Raw genomic sequence first — 14,166 nt, forward strand, 5'->3', positions numbered from 1 at the left:
TCCTTAGGAATCTATGCGAACATGGACTAAAAAAATAAGATTATAAGTTACTTTGCTTAGATATTAATTGATAAATTAACCTATAAAAAATTATTTAATCGAGCAACTGTATAAGATATACGAACAGTAGCATCGATGCTCGATCATTTAGGCTTTTTAGTTGCTCGTGACTAACCTTCATAAATTGTTAAAAGCTGTCCGACTTTCTCCTGAATATACTTTTGCGTTGCAACCTTAGCTTCCCATTCGTCTACTCCACTACAAATGTCTTCGCAAAATATATCTATTTGTAATTGTAAAACTCGTCGATTGTCATAGCAAGTAGTAGTTCTTATTAAGTGTTTAGATGACTCACCTGCTTTTGGTGGAGTTACAAATAGAAATTTATTAAGTGATTCTCGAGCTTTTTGTTCTGTAATTTCATCTAGACCATTATGTAAGTATGCACATCGTAAAGCATAACAATCTTCACCACTAAGAAAAATCGATTTTGCGTTTTCGTCATATACATATTCTTTTTCTTCATTCCATCTGCCTCCAATCCCAGTATACTTTTCTTTTATATAACTGTTATACCAGTTTAGATAGCGTGTTTTAACCACCCTAATTTCAGGGTTATCTAATGAGCTACAAATATCTGGTAGTATTAGTGCAGCTGCAAGTGCACAATACCAATTACCTTCTGATATGGATTGCCGGACTGCTTGCTTAAGTTGTTTCATAATAAAATTTCTAAGCATGATGTAATATATCGTATTAGCAAATTATAGTATAAAAAATATTACCTATCTTCCTTTACGTGTTCGCGCGAAATACAAAAAAAGGGATAAGCCCAAAAGCCTATCCCCTAAAAAATCAACTAATCAATGTATCAAGTTCCTGAAGTCCAAGAATTGATGTACTCTATTTGATCGGCAGTTAGGCTATCAATCGTGATACCAATAGCCTGTAACTTCAACCGAGCAATTTCTTGATCGACTTCAACAGGAATTGAGTGCAAACCAGGTTGCAACTTACCTTTATTCTTCACCAGGAATTCACAAGCCAAAGCTTGGTTGGCAAAACTCATATCCATTACTGCGCTAGGGTGTCCTTCAGCCGCAGCTAGGTTAATCAAGCGTCCTTGTCCAAGAACGACAACTGATTTACCATTTTTCAATTTATACTCTTCGGTGAAAGGACGAACTTCTTTGACTTCTTTAGCTTGTGCAGCCAAGTATTTCAAATCAAGTTCCAAGTCAAAGTGACCGGAGTTACAAACGATCGCACCGTCTTTCATGACATCGAAGTGTTCGCCGCGAACGACGTGTTTGTTACCAGTCACAGTGATAAATATATCACCTTGGGGTGCAGCTTCAGCCATTGGCAGAACGCGGAAGCCATCCATTACGGCTTCAATTGCTTTGATGGGGTCGATTTCGGTGACGATGACGTTAGCACCCATGCCACGGGCACGGAGGGCTGTACCTTTCCCACACCAGCCATAACCGACGACAACAACGTTCTTCCCAGCCAACAAAATGTTTGTGGCGCGGATAATGCCATCTAGGGTTGATTGCCCAGTACCATAGCGATTATCAAAGAAGTGTTTGGTATCAGCGTCGTTGACGTTGACTGCGGGGAAGGTGAGAACGCCTTCTCTAAACATGGCGCGTAGCCGCACGATACCGGTTGTGGTTTCTTCGGTACTACCAATTAAATCAGCAATTTGGTGTTGACGTTCTTGTACCAAAGTTGCAACCACATCGCTACCGTCATCAACAATAATGTTGGGGCGATGATCTAAAGCTATTTGGACGTGGCGGTTATAAGTTGCGTTATCTTCGCCTTTTTGAGCAAAGACGGGAATTTCATGATCGGCGACGAGGCTAGCTGCTACGTCATCTTGAGTTGATAGGGGATTGCTAGCAATTAAAAGCGCGTCTGCACCACCGGCTTTCAGAGCGATCGCCAAATGTGCTGTTTCGGTTGTAATGTGGGCACAAGCTACAAGGCGTAAACCAGCGAAGGGCTTTTCGATCGCAAAGCGATCGCGGATTTGCTTCAAAACTGGCATTTCGCGTCCAGCCCATTCAATGCGCTGTCTTCCCAAGGCAGCTAGGCCGAGGTCTTTAACCTCGTGCTTTAATCGGGGAGAAGTTGCGGTCATCAAAAGTTACCTCAAAAAATAAAAAAAGCTACGTAAAGTTTACGCACTCTACTAGGTTATTCTACTACTGGCGATTTTTGCTTGTATGAAAGCAAATCACTAGTCAAGAGTCCTCAAAACTAGCTTGACGTTTGATTACCCTAATGTCAACTTCCTCCCCAGCTTCTTCCTTTTTGTTTTATCTTTGGTAAGAGTAATAATCTTATCAGCCTTATCTGCTGATTTTCAGTATCTTGTCATCTCTCTAAAGATAGAAGACAAATAAAAAAATATGAAAATTTCATCGTCTAAAGAGAAAACCTCAACTTTAGATAGGTACATCTACCCAAAGTAATTGCGGAGGATAGTTATCGAAGTAGTCACCAGTAGATTTAATTCAAGGAGGTGTTTGAGTGCGTTTTCAATTTTTGGCGTTGGCTTTGCCCGCCGTAGGCATCGCCAGTTCAATGGCCATAGGCGTTGTATCTGTGCCAAAAGCCACAGCCCAGATTCCTTTTGTACCGCAACTGCAAGCTCCCAGCAGTATTAGTAATGATTCAGATAACAGAGTTGTTTCGGGCTGGATTTATTTAGATGGTCGTCGGTTATTTCAAATAGCGGCAACAAGAACCAACTTTCCTGAGCGTTCAGAAGATATTCAAAAGAAATTGGAGAAAATTAGTCAAAATTACTTTCAATCACCAGCAAAAACACCAGTCAAGGTGGATGTTCGCAAAGTAAACGAATTACCAGTAATTTATGTCAACGGTCAATATCTGATGACCGTTACTTCTGAAGACGCGGGACTGCGACAGGTAGATATATCGACATCGGCAAATCAAGTCGCCGAATCATTACAAGAAGACTTGCAACAAGCCAGGCAAGAAAGGCAAATTCAATATTTAATCGACCAAGGTAAAATTGCTGGCGGTATCGGACTAGCAATGATTGTCATGAGTTGGGGAGTATATAGTTGGCAGCAGCGTTCCCAAAAGAATTTAGAACGCTCCCTTGCCTCCCAACCCCAAAGGGAACTCTTCAACTACCCAAAACCAGCAGATCAAGCAATTACAACACAACTAAATCAACGACAACAGCAACATCTCCAAGAAGCCAAGAGACGATTGTTTCAGCTAAGTCAAGCCGGAATTTGGGGAGGTGGAAGCTTCTTTATTTTGGGCTTATTTCCCTATACACGAGGTTTTCAGGTAGCAATTCTCACAGCCGCCCAATTTCCTTTGCGATTAGGTGTCGTATGCCTGGCAACCTATGTAGCAATTCGTTTGACCTACGCCCTGATTGACCGCTTCGCCTCCACTCTGATTAGCAGTGGTGCTTTCCTCACTCCAGAAAGTTCTGCACGTCTGCAACTGCGAGTTTCCACATTTTCTGGTGTCACTAAAAGTATTACTACTGCTATCTGGGTAGGAGTAGGTTTCTTGATAGCGCTGGTATCCTTGGGGATAGATATCGTTCCCTTACTGGCGGGTGCTAGTTTAGTTGGTGTTGCATTATCTCTGGCATCGCAAAACTTAATTAAAGATGCGATTAACGGGTTCCTGATCATTTTAGAAGACCAGTATGCTTTAGGGGATGTAATTAATGTGGGAGACGTGGGAGGCTTAGTAGAAAATCTAAATCTGCGGATGACTCAACTACGAGATTCCGAAGGACGCTTAATCACAATTCCTAATAGTGAAATCAAAGTTGTTGCCAATCTTTCTAGTCGTTGGTCGCGAGCCGATTTAACAATTCCCATCGCTTACCAAGCCGATACAGAAAAGGCTTTGAACTTGATTGCAACTATTGCCGATAAGATGAATCAAGAAATGCAATGGCAGAGTCAAATTTTGGAACCGCCGCAAGTTTTGGGAATAGATCAATTTGGCGATCGCGGTTTGATTATTCGTGTATGGATTAAAACACAGCCCCTCAAACAATGGGATGTCGCACGGGAACTTCGCCGCCGCCTAAAAGTTGCCCTAGACGAAGCTGGAATTTCCATCTCTGTACCTCAACAAGCAATTTGGGTCAATGACGATCAATTGTTAAATTTTCCGAGTAATGGCAAAGCTAATTAGAAATTTGGATTCATTACCGCATTTTTCAGTTGATTAGAGCAAATCGCAACCTCTCCTAGCTGGGGACTGGGGACTGGGGACTGGGGAGACAAGGGGATAAACAAAACTCCTAACTCTTGTACAGACGCGATTAATCGCGTCTGTACTCCTAACTCCTAATCTTGCCCGATCGCCAACATTAAACCTTAATAAATCCTTATATTAATAAAAAGCTACTACGTTCCTAACTAGTCTGAAACTTTTCCTTTATTCCTTGATTTATGTTTGTCAATACCTTCATCAGACGGCCAGTGCTGACGACGGTCTGCACGTTCATCATCTTGCTGCTGGGAAGCATCTGTATACCTATTCTTCCCATTTCTCAGCTACCAGACCTTGCTCCAGTGCAAATTACTGTTAGCTCCAACAATATTGGTGCGGATGCTCAAACAACAGAAAATACTGTCACCAACATTATTGAGCGACAAATTAATGGTGTTAAAGATGTATCTTATATATCTTCTAATACGGGTAATGATGGTTCGAGCAATATAACTGTCTCCTTTCCGACTAATGTCAATAGCGATATTGCTCAAGTAAACGTTCAAAATAAAGAAGCACTGGCTTCACCTCAATTGCCAGATACTGTTCAACGAACAGGTGTGACTGTTGAAACAGCATCGAGCAGTCTCCTTCTCGTCTATGGGTTTTACTCAGAAAATAACGAGTATGACAACATTTTTATCAGTAACTATGTCGACCTGTATATTTTCGATCAGATCAAACGGCTTCCTGGTGTAGGAAGTGCCAGGGTTTTTGGGGAACGCAAATATGCCATGCGTCTCTGGCTCGATCCCAACAAGCTTGCCCAACATAAACTAACTCCTCAAGATGTGACAACTGCCCTGCAACAACAAAATATTCAAGTGGGTGCAGGGGCTATTGGTAAGGAACCAGCACCAGATAATCAAAGCTTTGAATTTGCTTTACGGGCAACCAGTCGATTCAAAGATGCGGCTGAATTTGAGGATATGGTGCTGAAGGTGAGTCCAGCTGGCACTACTAATAGCCCCACTAGCAGCATTCTAGTTAAAGTCAGAGATGTCGGTCGAGTTGAACTGGGAGCAGAGAGCTATCTGGCTGATGCCAAATTCACCATCCCAGGAAATGCTCCCAAGGCAGCCGTGGGTTTGGGGATATATCAACTTCCTGGTAGTAATGCCCTCAAGGTTGCTCATGCTGTTGAAGAACAGATCAAGATTTTAGAGAAAAGTTTTCCACCTGGACTCAAAGCACAGTTGGCATTTGATACCACTCCGTTTGTAGAAATTTCTTTAGAAGAAGTTCTGCACACTCTGGTTGAGGCGATTGTCCTAGTAGTCTTGGTAATTTTTGTCTTTTTGCAAGACTGGCGTACTACGATCATTCCGACTGTAGCGATCCCCGTTTCCTTGATTGGGACGTGTGCGGCTCTGTTGGTTTTAGGATTTCAAATTAATACACTGACCTTATTTGGTTTCGTTCTCGCGATCGGGATCGTTGTGGATGATGCCATTATTGTGGTTGAGGCAGTTGCAGTCAAACTAGAGCAGGGTATGAGGCCCTTTGAGGCGGCTGTCGAAGCCATGAAGGAGTTAACTGGGGCAATCATTGCAACTTCACTTGTACTCATGGCAGTATTCATTCCCGTTGCATTCATTCCGGGTACAACAGGGATTGTTTACAAACAATTTGCCTTAACCGTTGCTTGTTCCATTGCCATCTCGACCTTTAACGCCTTAACTTTCTCTCCGAGTATGGCAGCCATTCTTATGCGCCCTGCTCAGACTCCACGGGGCCCTTTGGGGTGGTTTTTTACACAGTTTAATCGGGGATTTAGCTGGTTCACGCGGCGATATGTCGGGTTTGTTAGCTACCTTACCCATGTCAAGCCAATTGTAATTGGGGTTTTTGTTACTGGTTTATTAGCAACGGTTTTGATGTACAGAGCAGTACCTACCGGATTTATTCCAGAAGAAGATCAGGGTTACTTCTTTGTCATTGTCCAGGGACCTGATGGCGTTTCTTTGAAATATACCGAATCTGTGATGAACAAGGTGGCCAAAGAAGTCACATCGGCTCCCGAAGTTAGAGCTAGTTTTATGATCAGTGGCTTTGGTTTCGATGGCAATGCTTCTAATTTAGGCATTGCCTTTGCTAACCTGAAACCCTGGAAAGAGAGAACTGAAGAATCTCAATCTGTTTATGGCATACTTCAGAGGCTGAACAAAAAGCTCTCTACAATTACAGAAGCCAGAGCGATCGCAGTAAATGCTCCTCCAGTGAGAGGATTAAGTACTACGGGTGGTTTTGAGTTTATCATTCAAGACAAAACCGGCAGTGCGCCGATTGAAACCCTAATTGAGACTGCTCAAAAATTGATTGGGGCGGCCAATAAAAACCCTGCTCTCCAAGGAGTCTTCACTCAGTTCACCGCAAATACTCCCCAATTTGACATTCAGGTAAACCGCAACCAAGCCAAAGCTCTCAATGTCGAAATTAACGATATCTTTGGAGCATTGCAAACTTACCTGGGATCGCAATATGTGAATAACTTCGTGCAGGGACAGCGACAGTATCGGGTATATGTCCAAGCAGATGGAGTGTTCCGCTCGAATCCAGATGATATTGGCAAGCTGTATGTTCGCTCTGCCAGTGGGGCAATGATTCCGTTGAGCAGTTTGGTGAAAATTACTCCCTTCGTGGGCCTGAAAACCATTGCCCATTACAACTTGTACAGGTCAATCAAAGTACAGGGCGCTCCGGCTCCCGGTGCTAGCTCTGGACAGGCGATTAAAGCGATGGAGCAACTAGCAGCAGAAAACTTACCTCAAGGGTTTGGTTATGAGTGGACAGGGACTTATCTCCAGGAGAAGACATCGGGGGGAGCTACAGGCTTGATTTTTGGTTTAGCGATCGTTATTGTCTTTCTGGTGCTGGCAGCTCAGTATGAAAGCTACATTGACCCGATTATTATTTTGCTGACAGTTCCCCTAGCAGTTTTGGGAGCAATGACAGCGATTTGGCTGCGTTCCAATATTTTCATGGCAGGCAGCCTCTTCCCGAAAGTAGTGGATGATATCTATTGCCAGGTAGGTTTGGTGACTTTGATTGGTCTAGCTGCGAAAAATGCAATTCTAGTCGTAGAATTTGCCAATCAACTGCATGAGCAGGGCATGAGCTACACAAGGGCGGCAGTGAAAGCTGGGGAAGAACGTCTGCGACCAATCTTAATGACATCCTTTGCAGCGTTGTTAGGATTTTTGCCCTTGGTAATCTCTGAAGGGGCTGGAGCCAGCAGCCGTTGGTCTTTAGGAACAGCGTTGTTTGGGGGGTTGATGCTTTCGACGTTTTTGAGTTTGTTCTTAGTGCCAATTCTCTATATTTTGGTTAAAACCTTGGCTCAGGCTATATTACCTGGGAAGCGAGGAGGTTCAAATCCTCCAGATTCTCCAGGAGCTTCGGGAACTAGACATGAAGCTCTACCAGCTGGCTCAAGTCAGCCAGAGACGCAATTTAGGTCTCAGGAGGATGGGATAACCTAACTTTTGCCCTTAAGTCTCATAGCAAAGTGCAGAGTAACTCTTTCAAAAGAGGCAGGGAGCAGGGGGGCAGGGGGGCAGGGAGCAGAGGAGCAGGGGAGTAGGGGAGCAGGGGGGACAAAACAGAAAAGGGATTAACGCCACCTGTTGTGCTACCTTCTTGTAGGGTACGAGAACCACTTCTTATAATTAAGTGTATGTACTTAAACCCATGTTCCGCTCTGATTCACGGTAGCAGTAAAGGGTCTTTTCTTTCCCTCTGCCCCCTGCCCCTCTGCTCCTCTGCTCCTCTGCTCCCTGCCTCTTCTCAACTATGCAGGTTAAAAGCGTATCAGCTTATCCACAATATCCTCTAACTCTGATACCATTTTCTGTAATTTCCTGCTTGCTAAAAAAATTAGTCGAATAGAATTAAGTACTTAGATAAGGAAGAGTGAAATGGGACTTAGCGACGGACTTTTGAACCCGACCAAAAAGGCTATGGTCATAGATGATTGTTGCAACATGATTGAAGGACAGCTTGCATCCAAGTCAGGCATGAGCGGCATCGCTTTGAAAACTGCCTTTGCTGCTTTGAAGGGGGTTAAGCCAGGGTATATTCCCTATGTCGTTGAGCAGATATTACCGCAATGCTTTACAGCTCTTGATCCCATCTGGAGTCAAGGCGTAGAGAAAGGCGACCCAGTTGAATATCTGAGTGCGAATCGCTCTAATACAGCAGATGCACTACTAGGTGTTACCGATGCGAGAGTCAAGAACTCAAACCGCCAAATCGTGCGAGGAACCTATGAAAAACTTCGTGGTTCAGCCAAAAAGCACGTGGAAGAAGCAGTGCCAGATTTAGCCAAAGTAATCAATAATTACACTAAGGTCTGAGCCAAACGATTAGAGACGCGATTAATCGCGTCTTCTAGAAAGGTGGGAAGCGCAGATAGAAAGTAGCTTTTCACCAGATATAGCCTCAAAACTTCACCAACTCCAAATCGCGTTTTGCCCGTTGGATGGCTCCTTCTTTTAACTGTTCTCTAAGATTGATTCAGGCTTTTTGAGTAGTATAATATTGCACAGCTTTGTTAATAAATCGACTGCGATCGCTTGGGATAGTTGTTCATGGCTAAAGCGATCGCTTGAGATAATTCTAGAAGGTGCGTCGTTAATATAATCCTTCTGGTGGGGAAATATCAGATCCGACAGCTACACCAGTGTTAGTAGATTTAATCCCTGGTTTAACAGTAGGGGATTGTTGTTTTAACGATTGTAAAACAGAAGAAGAGTTATCTTGCTCAGTTGATATATTGGTAGTTGCTTGTTGCTGGGACATCAAGGCTAATCCTCCCATTGCACCAGCAAGAAGAGCTGTATAACCTACATATAAATGCGTCGGACGAATTTCCAATCCCATTCCTTTTTTAGATTGGTACGAAAGGGTCTGAGTTACTGGTATAGCTGCTTGTACTGGCAAAGAAGCAGCTAAGGCAACACCATTAAGTCCTAAAGCATCTCCATAACGTCGTATAAATCCACGTAAAAAAATGTCATCTGGTAATTCTTTCGAGTTGCCGTTTTCTAATGCCTCTATCAAGCCGGTTCGGATATGAGTGGAAAGCTGGATGTGGTCAAAAGAAAGCCCTTTGGACTGACGGGTTTTTTGGAGTTGTTGCCCGATTTGACGTAGGCACACCATGCGTTGTTGATCTGCTTGCAAGGCAAGTTCTGCTTGAGAAATTCTCTGATGATTCAGAAATTGTAGTGGTTTTTTCCACAGCGAATTTTCTGCTGCATTTTTAGAGGATTGCTCTGTTTGGGTGCAATGCTCCTGCTGTATCTCTGATGAAGAATTGACTGTTTCTGTAGCTTGCTTCGTATCTGTAGCTGTTTCAACTTTTTGATCTTGTTGGGCAAATTGTCGAAATGCCAAACCGATCGCTTCTCTACCTACGGCTTTTAATAAATCTTGAGCCTGATCTGTTTCTTCACCTATTAACTTCTGCACAATCGCTAAAGCACGTCGATAAACTCGGCTACGATGCAGTTGTACTTCTATGTCTCCTAAAAGCGATCGCAACTCATCTTGAGAAATTTCAATATTCGGATTGCCCAGAATTTGCAAATAGTATACAGGAGTAGTAACCATTGTGAAAGCCTTTTATATTAACTCAATCAAAGAAAATTACAATCATATCTTCACTATTTTTCCTCACTTCACCTTCATTTTCCGGATGCTATTTGTATAATTTAATTTTTTTAATTCATCATTAACACTGGAACAAACAAATAATAAACGCAGTCACGATCATAAAAATGATACTCGTATCTCTGTAAGAAAAAACCTTGAGTGCGTACCATTTGCAAATATTCGCCGAGTGGAAATACCATCTACGCTGCTCTGGAGTTGAGCTAGAAACATGATTGACTCGTCGCAGCACATAGCTTTCGTGAAATCGCTGAGGAGTTGCATTCGTGGTGACAGTAGTACANGTAACCGAAATATCAATGTAGACTGAGCCTGCTCCTGGATCTAGTCTAATTTGCGATCGCAGTAACTAAGTAGTGTAACAATCATGTAGCGCCTTAAGACCGTATGGTATGCTCCTTTGTAAATAATTACTATTAGCATTAGCCATGAACCCTGAAGCAGTTAAGCGCAGCTTTCTCACACCTCTAACTTTTATTCAACGTAATGCTAAAGTCTATAGTCAGAAAAGGCACTCATAATATAGTTAACAACAGTTTCAGTATCAATCACTGATACACTAAAAAAACACCATGACAGTATAATAGGTAGTTATTCCACGTTTTTTATCTACATAGGGTTTCAGTCGAGTCAGGTGCAACAAGATGTCTGAAAAACCTTAAACAAAATTTCAAGATACCATGAGCAAAAAATCAATTTACTACAAATACCGAATCATTCTCCCATTAGGTGCAATTCTTCTAGCTAGCTTCGGATTTTACCCGAAGATACATGCTCAGGACATTTCTTCTCCAGACACTACTGATTCTGTTGCAATCAGTGTCAAAAATCAAGACTTTCCCCAGTGGGGATATTACACGGTGCGGAGGGATTTTCGCAGATGTGCTTCTCCGAGATGCGGGGGATTTTTCATCAAGCAGAACAATCTAAAAGCTACTCCCTGTGTTGATGGTGTCTTTCGCAATGAATGCTATGTGTCTTCAATTGATTGGAGTTCCCTGAAATTACCACTTGACAAACTGACAAAAATTCAAAATCAGGATGCTAGCCGTTTGATTCTCAGAGGTACTATAGTTCCAGTGGAATTTGGTGAAATTGGTAAGTTTGGAGAATTGAGAGTTAAAGAAGCTTTCATAGCTCCTACAGATGCTCCAGCAAAAGGTACTTTTGTTGCGCTTAAAAACAATGGCATTGTCTGTTTCACCACCCCTTGCTTCTCCACGGATCGGTTTATTTTGAATCAGCCTCAGAGTTCTCAAGTTTCGTCAATCGATTTGAGCCAAACGCTTGCAACACCAGAACAAATTGAAGCTGCAAACAAAGAAATTTTCGCTCTAGGTTTGATTGCTGTGGGTACAACTAAGGTAGTAGACGACTTAAACCCGACCAAGAGAGATGTTAAGTTTGTGGCTACGCAATTTTATCTGAGAGTGGAACCGAACTAATAGTAGTCTCACGCTGGTACCGCCGTTGGTAGATGTTTTTTCAGCTTACCTGTAAACAACACCAATTAGACAGCCAGGGTCTGCAAAAGCGATTTTATAAAGAATTTTTAAGAAATTAACATTTTTCAGAAAACGAAAGACCTAATGCTGAAGTAATCCCCAAAAGTTCAGAATCATAGATTTTGTAGTTTACACATACCCTAGTGTCTGAAAACCTTACATGGTAAAGTCTCTGATGTACTTCATCCATGTCGAAACCTAATTATTAGTTTTTCAATTTTTTGGAGGAGAGGAAAATGAAGAAGTTCACCTGTTTGATGATTGTCGGGACTGTATTGTCGATTAGTGCGTTAGCTTTTGCTGAAAGTCGTGCGGTTAATATCAGTATTGGCAGTATTGGTGGTCCTTTAGATAATGCCGCTTTGCGAACAGTTCGCCAGGTTATCGGGTTTGCAGTCGGCACTAGCACCGTCGATAAATTCATTGTATATAGTCCCAGAACCGGATCTATTCCCATCGAAGGAGGTTTATCTGCTTGTGCTGAAGCTGGCTTCGGCATAAGCAATACAACATTTAATGCTTTTATCCAGCAGTTGCGTTCAATTAATCCCAAACCAGGGACTTTCTACAATCTGGAACTTACCGCAAGCTGCAAACTGAAATAAGACGTTTGTACTCAAGCACGGTAGATGGGCTTTGTACCTCAGCCCATCCATCAAGTTAGGCTCTACGCGATAAACGCAAAACTCCATATTTTAAATTGGAGATGTAACATCAATGTTGATTTTAAGCAGCGTCAAAAAGCGACTAGATTAGTTGTATCAGCCTTTAAACTCAATAGTGCAGATACTTCCAGCATGAAACAAAAAAGAATGTAAAATTGCAGCGCATTTTTGGGAGTAAGCTGTTACGTATACAACTTACATTATCAGGGCGGGCAAGATGCCCACCCCACAATCATATTTGAAAAATATTAGTGCAAACTAAAGGCGCAATAGCTTAGAGAAAAAATATGTCTAATGTGAGCATTGCAAAAGGTAGCTGCCTGTGCGGAGTAGTAAACGTTTCTACAACCCGTATGAGTAATCAGGTAGGAGCATGTCATTGTAGTATGTGTCGCAACTGGGGTGGAGGACCTTTGTTAGTAGTTGAGTGTGAGAGTGATGTTAGCTTCTCTGGTGAAGAATATATCGAAGTTTATCAATCTTCAGAATGGGCAGAGCGTGGATTCTGTAAGAAGTGTGGTAGCCATCTATTTTACAAATTGAAACAAAGTAACCAGTATTTCATACCCGTTGGACTATTCGATAGCTGTGAAGGTCTTGTTTTCGATCATCAGATATTCATTGATGAAAAGCCCAAATATTACTGTTTTGCCAATGAAACCAAGAACCTAACAGGGGCAGAGGTATTTGCACAGTTTGCACCTCCATCAGAGCGGTAAAGATTGGCTGATTTACTATCAACTAGCAATCAATCGCATTGTGCCAGTTGCGTAAGTCCTGAAAAAGATTGTGTAAAAGCTAAAAAACTGTCGCTGGGAGTAGATTGATATATTGGAACCTTTATGAAAGTCAGGTTAAAATCGCTAGCAAAGTGTAAATCTGAAGTGAAACTATGAAAACTGCTGAAAAACTAGCTGCTGGTTGGCTACTGACACTCGGATTCATGTTTGTAACTCTATCAGCAACAGCGGCCTTAGAAAAATTTGCTACACGTAAAGCCATCATAATACCCACGGGTGAGTATGAGTTTAATGCACCGAATGCTACTTATGAAGATAATAATGCTGCTGCTGGTGGTCTAATTTTTGGTGTCCCTACCCTAACACTGGGCACGTGGTTAGCATTGGGATTGTACCGTCAAAGTCGGCAGGAGAAAAAGGCGATTAATCAACAAGTTAGCGATCGCCTGCAATCGATTTTTTATGAGATGCTACAAGAAAATCACGGGCGTGTAACTGTTTTAGGCTTTGCCATCCAGTCACAACTACCAGCAGCCCACGCCAGACAATATTTAGATGAAAAAGCTAAAGAATTCAATGCAAACTTTAAGGTGAACGAAGAAGGGGCTGTATCATATCATTTTGATGTTTAATTGTCATTAGTCATTTGTCGTTTGTCCTTCGTCCTTTGTCATTTATTATTCACTAATGACCAATGACTAATGACTACTTTACCAACTTACGGCTAGTTCTAATGACGCAGATTTTTTTGAGCGTAGCTGCCATTTTAGGCGGTTTGTCGGTCGCTGCTGGTGCTTTTGCTTCCCATACGTTACGGGAAAAAATTAGTGAGCGATGCCTGCGGCGGGCTACGCCTACGCTAGAAATTTTTGAAACTGGCGCTCGTTACCAAATGTATCATGCTCTAGCACTTTTCTTAGTAGCAATCCTAATGAGCCGCACTGAGTCGCCTCAACCCTCACTTGTAGCCAGTGGATGGCTGTTTATCATTGGTATTGCTATTTTCTCAGGTAGCTTGTATGCCCTTAGCTTAACCGGTATTAAATCCTTGGGAGCGATGTCTACGACGGGCTACGCCTACGCACCACTAGGCGGCACAGCCTTTCTTGCAGCTTGGGGTACTTTAGCTTTTGCTGCTTGGAATTTGAAGTTGTAAAAAAGTTAGGAGTTAAAAAGTCTTAACTCCTAACTCCATTTTTCGAGACTTATTTACCTTGTTTTTACAGCATATTTTATACAAGTATGCCATACTAAATTTAGCGTTGTAATGCCCAACCTATAAGCTACAAATTA

General features: G+C 42.3%; 11 protein-coding genes. 8 read left to right on the forward strand and 3 right to left on the reverse strand.

Going from position 1 to position 14,166, the window contains the following annotated elements; genetic code table 11:
* Positions 1-170: 170 nt before the first annotated feature.
* Both QUD05_RS23880 and ahcY read right to left on the reverse strand, forming a co-directional pair.
* Entirely contained in the window at positions 171-722 is a 552-nt protein-coding gene (locus QUD05_RS23880) for a hypothetical protein (protein WP_289798269.1), read from the reverse strand.
* A gap of 149 nt (positions 723-871) precedes the next feature.
* Entirely contained in the window at positions 872-2,149 is a 1,278-nt protein-coding gene (ahcY, locus tag QUD05_RS23885) for an adenosylhomocysteinase (protein WP_289798270.1), read from the reverse strand.
* Between the two features lie 392 nt (positions 2,150-2,541).
* On the opposite strand from ahcY, the gene QUD05_RS23890 reads away from it, so the two are divergent.
* From QUD05_RS23890 to QUD05_RS23900, 3 genes are all read left to right on the forward strand, one after another.
* A complete protein-coding gene (locus QUD05_RS23890; protein WP_409879345.1) occupies positions 2,542-4,209 on the forward strand; it encodes a mechanosensitive ion channel family protein in 1,668 nt (555 codons plus the stop codon).
* Positions 4,210-4,469: 260 nt separating this feature from the next.
* Positions 4,470-7,772, forward strand: a complete 3,303-nt coding sequence (locus QUD05_RS23895) for an efflux RND transporter permease subunit (RefSeq protein ID WP_289798271.1) — start codon at positions 4,470-4,472, stop codon at positions 7,770-7,772.
* 435 nt (positions 7,773-8,207) lie between these two features.
* Positions 8,208-8,645 carry a DUF6918 family protein gene (locus QUD05_RS23900; RefSeq protein WP_099103615.1) on the forward strand — a complete coding sequence of 146 codons (438 nt, stop codon included), beginning with the start codon at positions 8,208-8,210 and terminating at the stop codon, positions 8,643-8,645.
* Positions 8,646-8,922: 277 nt separating this feature from the next.
* Here the strand turns inward: QUD05_RS23900 and QUD05_RS23905 are convergent, their stop codons facing one another.
* Positions 8,923-9,903, reverse strand: a complete 981-nt coding sequence (locus QUD05_RS23905) for a helix-turn-helix domain-containing protein (RefSeq protein WP_289798272.1) — start codon at positions 9,901-9,903, stop codon at positions 8,923-8,925.
* Positions 9,904-10,643: 740 nt separating this feature from the next.
* On the opposite strand from QUD05_RS23905, the gene QUD05_RS23910 reads away from it, so the two are divergent.
* The 5 genes from QUD05_RS23910 (at position 10,644) to QUD05_RS23930 (ending at position 14,029) form a co-directional block, all read left to right on the forward strand.
* Positions 10,644-11,408 carry a DUF6748 domain-containing protein gene (locus QUD05_RS23910; protein ID WP_289798273.1) on the forward strand — a complete coding sequence of 255 codons (765 nt, stop codon included), beginning with the start codon at positions 10,644-10,646 and terminating at the stop codon, positions 11,406-11,408.
* 296 nt (positions 11,409-11,704) lie between these two features.
* Positions 11,705-12,073, forward strand: a complete 369-nt coding sequence (locus tag QUD05_RS23915) for a hypothetical protein (protein ID WP_289798274.1) — start codon at positions 11,705-11,707, stop codon at positions 12,071-12,073.
* 347 nt (positions 12,074-12,420) lie between these two features.
* On the forward strand, positions 12,421-12,852 hold the full coding sequence (locus QUD05_RS23920; protein ID WP_322637699.1) for a GFA family protein: 432 nt from the start codon (positions 12,421-12,423) through the stop codon (positions 12,850-12,852).
* A gap of 173 nt (positions 12,853-13,025) precedes the next feature.
* Positions 13,026-13,505 (forward strand): hypothetical protein, encoded by a 480-nt coding sequence (locus QUD05_RS23925; RefSeq protein WP_289798275.1) that lies wholly within the window; start codon positions 13,026-13,028, stop codon positions 13,503-13,505.
* A gap of 101 nt (positions 13,506-13,606) precedes the next feature.
* On the forward strand, positions 13,607-14,029 hold the full coding sequence (locus QUD05_RS23930) for a DUF423 domain-containing protein (protein WP_289800062.1): 423 nt from the start codon (positions 13,607-13,609) through the stop codon (positions 14,027-14,029).
* Positions 14,030-14,166: the final 137 nt, after the last annotated feature.

Origin of the sequence: Nostoc sp. GT001, from assembly GCF_030382115.1 — a bacterium.
Taxonomy (GTDB): Bacteria; Cyanobacteriota; Cyanobacteriia; order Cyanobacteriales; family Nostocaceae; genus Nostoc.